Source organism: Myxococcus sp. AB056 (assembly GCF_006547365.1).
Taxonomy (GTDB): Bacteria; Myxococcota; Myxococcia; order Myxococcales; family Myxococcaceae; genus Myxococcus; species Myxococcus virescens.
In genome coordinates this window covers 1-3,433 of record NZ_VHLB01000186.1, presented here as the reverse complement: position 1 = coordinate 3,433, position 3,433 = coordinate 1, and the positions used below count along the sequence as shown (strand labels likewise).

The following is a 3,433-nucleotide window of genomic DNA, read 5'->3' as shown; positions in this document are numbered from 1 at the left end:
AATCAAGCGTAAGTAACAAGAAGTCTTCCAGGCTTGCTGCGAAGAGCAGGAGTCTGGGCCTTGGTTTCGAGTTTCGACAATCCGCCGGGAGGCGGGCGTGAAACAAGAGATTAGGGCAAGTAAGCTACTAAGGGCGTGCGGTGGATGCCTAGGTGCCAAGAGGCGATGAAGGACGCGGGTGGCTGCGAAAAGCCCCGGGGAGCTGTCAACCGAGCGTTGATCCGGGGATGTCCGAATGGGGAAACCCAGCGCTGCGAATAGCGGCGTTACCTTTCACTGAATACATAGGTGGAATGGAGCTAACCAGGGGAAGTGAAACATCTCAGTACCCTGAGGAAGAGAAAACAATGAGTGATTCCCAAAGTAGTGGCGAGCGAAATGGGAGAAGCCCAAACCGAAACCACGAAAGTGGCGTCGGGGTAGCGGGTCCACGGTAGGACTTTGACTTGCTAGCGGAAGCCTCTGGAAAGAGGCACCAAAGAGCGTGATAGTCGCGTACGCGAAAGCGAGTTGGAGCTGAGTGGGTTACCCAAGTAGGGCGGGACACGTGCAATCCTGCCTGAATCAGCCGGGACCATCCGGTAAGGCTAAATACTCCTTGGCGACCGATAGTGAACAAGTACCGCGAGGGAAAGGTGAAAAGAACCCCGGTAAGGGGAGTCAAAAGAACCTGAAACCGCATGTCTACAAGCAGTTCGAGCACTACGGGGCAACCCAGTGCGAGAGCGTACCTTTTGCATCATGATTCGGCGACTTAATATACGTAGCGAGGCTAAGCCGTTAGGTGGAGCCGGAGCGAAAGCGAGTCCGAATAGGGCGTATAGTTGCGTGTATTATAACCCGAAGCGGGGTGATCTACACATGGCCAGGTTGAAGTGCGGGTAACACCGCATGGAGGACCGAACTCGTGAAAGTTGAAAATTTCTGAGATGAGCTGTGTGTAGGGGTGAAAGGCCAATCAAACTCCGTGATAGCTGGTTCTCCCCGAAAGATATTTAGGTATCGGCTCGGGCAATTCAATGCCGGAGGTAGAGCACTGGAACGGCTAGGGGTCTCACCAGATTACCAAACCGTACCAAACTCCGAATGCCGGCAATTGTTATCCCGGGACGCAGTCAGTGGGTGATAACGTCCATTGGCAAGAGGGGAATAACCCAGACCGACAGCTAAGGCCCCCAAATCTAGTCTAAGTGAACACTAGAAAGGATGTGGCAGGTCATTGACAACCAGGAGGTTGGCTTAGAAGCAGCCATCCTTTAAAGAAAGCGTAATAGCTCACTGGTCAAGACAGGCCGCGCCGAAAATGTAACGGGGCTCAAGACTAGTGCCGAAGCTTCGGGTCACACGTAAAGCGTGTGGCGGTAGGGGAGCGTCCCAGTTGCAGCGAAGGTCGACTGAAAAGGCGGCTGGAGCGGCTGGGAGTGCTGATGCCGAAATGAGTAGCGTTAAAGGGGGTGAGAAACCCCCTCGCCGTAAGCCCAAGGTTTCCTGGGTCAAGTTAATCTTCCCAGGGTTAGTCGGAACCTAAGCCGAGGCCGAAAGGCGTAGGTGATGGAAAGCGGGTTAATATTCCTGCACCATCTTGTGAGCGTTGAACTAAGGGAGGACGGAGAAAGCTAGGCGAGCTGACCGGTGGTTGTGTCAGTCTAAAGGCGTAGGGGTGTCGCGTACGAATAAAGGCGCGGCAGTTATCCCCGAGACTCGATGGCGCCCCGTAAGGGGTAAGTCGCTGATGCTCTGCTTCCAAGAAAAGTCCCGTAGGGAGCTTACAGGGTGTCCGTACCGTAAACCGACACAGGTGGGCGAGGAGAAAATCCTAAGGCGCTTGAGAGAACTCTCCTCCAAGGAACTAGGCAAATTTCCACCGTAACTTCGGAAGAAGGTGGGCCTCTGGTAGGTGAAGGCGTACAGCCGGAGCTGAGAGAGGTTGCAGAGAAATGGCGGTAGCGACTGTTTACCAAAAACACAGGACTCTGCGAAGGCGACAAGCCGACGTATAGGGTCTGACTCCTGCCCGGTGCTGGAAGGTTAAGGGGATTCGTCAGCCGCAAGGTGAAGCGATGATCCGAAGCCCCAGTAAACGGCGGCCGTAACTATAACGGTCCTAAGGTAGCGAAATTCCTTGTCGGGTAAGTTCCGACCTGCACGAATGGAGTAACGACTTCCGCGCTGTCTCGGAGAGGGACTCAGCGAAATTGAAATAGCTGTGCCGATGCAGTTTACCCGCAGCAAGACGGAAAGACCCCGTGAACCTTTACTATAACTTGACAGTGACACTAGGGATTGACTGTGTAGGATAGGTGGGAGCCTTTGAAGCCGGGCCGCTAGGTTCGGTGGAGGCAACGGTGAAATACCACCCTGTTGATTTCTGGTGTCTAACCATGTCCCGTCAGCCGGGATTGGGACACTGTCTGGTGGGTAGTTTGACTGGGGCGGTCGCCTCCCAAAAAGTAACGGAGGCGCGCGATGGTTCCCTCAGCCCGATTGGAAACCGGGCGTCGAGTGCAATGGCATAAGGGAGCTTGACTGCGAGACGGACACGTCGAGCAGGTGCGAAAGCAGGTCATAGTGATCCGGTGGTCCTGAATGGAAGGGCCATCGCTCAACGGATAAAAGGTACTCCGGGGATAACAGGCTTATCTCCCCCAAGAGTTCACATCGACGGGGAGGTTTGGCACCTCGATGTCGGCTCATCGCATCCTGGGGCTGGAGCAGGTCCCAAGGGTTTGGCTGTTCGCCAATTAAAGCGGTACGCGAGCTGGGTTCAAAACGTCGTGAGACAGTTTGGTCCCTATCTGCTGTGGGCGTAGGATACTTGAGAGGCTCTGACCTTAGTACGAGAGGACCGGGTTGGAGGCACCGCTGGTGTACCAGTTGTCTCGCCAGAGGCATCGCTGGGTAGCCATGTGCCGATTGGATAACCGCTGAAAGCATCTAAGCGGGAAACCGACCTCAAGACCAGGTATCCCGGGCGCAAGCCCCTGAAGACCCGTCGAAGACTACGACGTTGATAGGCCGGGTGTGTAAGCGTGGTAACACGTTCAGCTAACCGGTACTAATTGGTCGTGAGGCTTACTTTCCCCATTCTCTTGCATGCCCCCTCAAGGGGAGTAAGGGACTCGGGGCCAAGGCCGAGGCTCGAGTGCTTCTTTGCACTCGCCTGGAAGACTCACACTGCGCACAGCGAGACTTCGCTCAGCAATGAATTGAAACTTACCCTTTGTATGCACTGTCGCTTGTTTTCCGGTGGCTATGTCGGAGGGGTCCCACCCGTTCCCATCCCGAACACGGAAGTTAAGCCCTCCAGAGCCGATGGTACTTCGCGGGAAACCGCGCGGGAGAGTAGGTCGCTGCCGGATTCTTTTTGAGAAACCCCCGGTGTCCCTCGTGGACACCGGGGGTTTTCCGTTTTGGGGCGCGTGGGGTTTCCGCG

General features: G+C 55.3%; 2 rRNA genes. Both read left to right on the top strand.

Annotated features, from left to right (window positions below):
* Window positions 1-117 precede the first annotated feature (117 nt).
* Window positions 118-3,080 (top strand): 23S ribosomal RNA (locus FMP39_RS36950).
* 162 nt (window positions 3,081-3,242) lie between these two features.
* A 5S ribosomal RNA gene (gene rrf / locus FMP39_RS36945) occupies window positions 3,243-3,359 on the top strand.
* Window positions 3,360-3,433 lie beyond the last annotated feature (74 nt).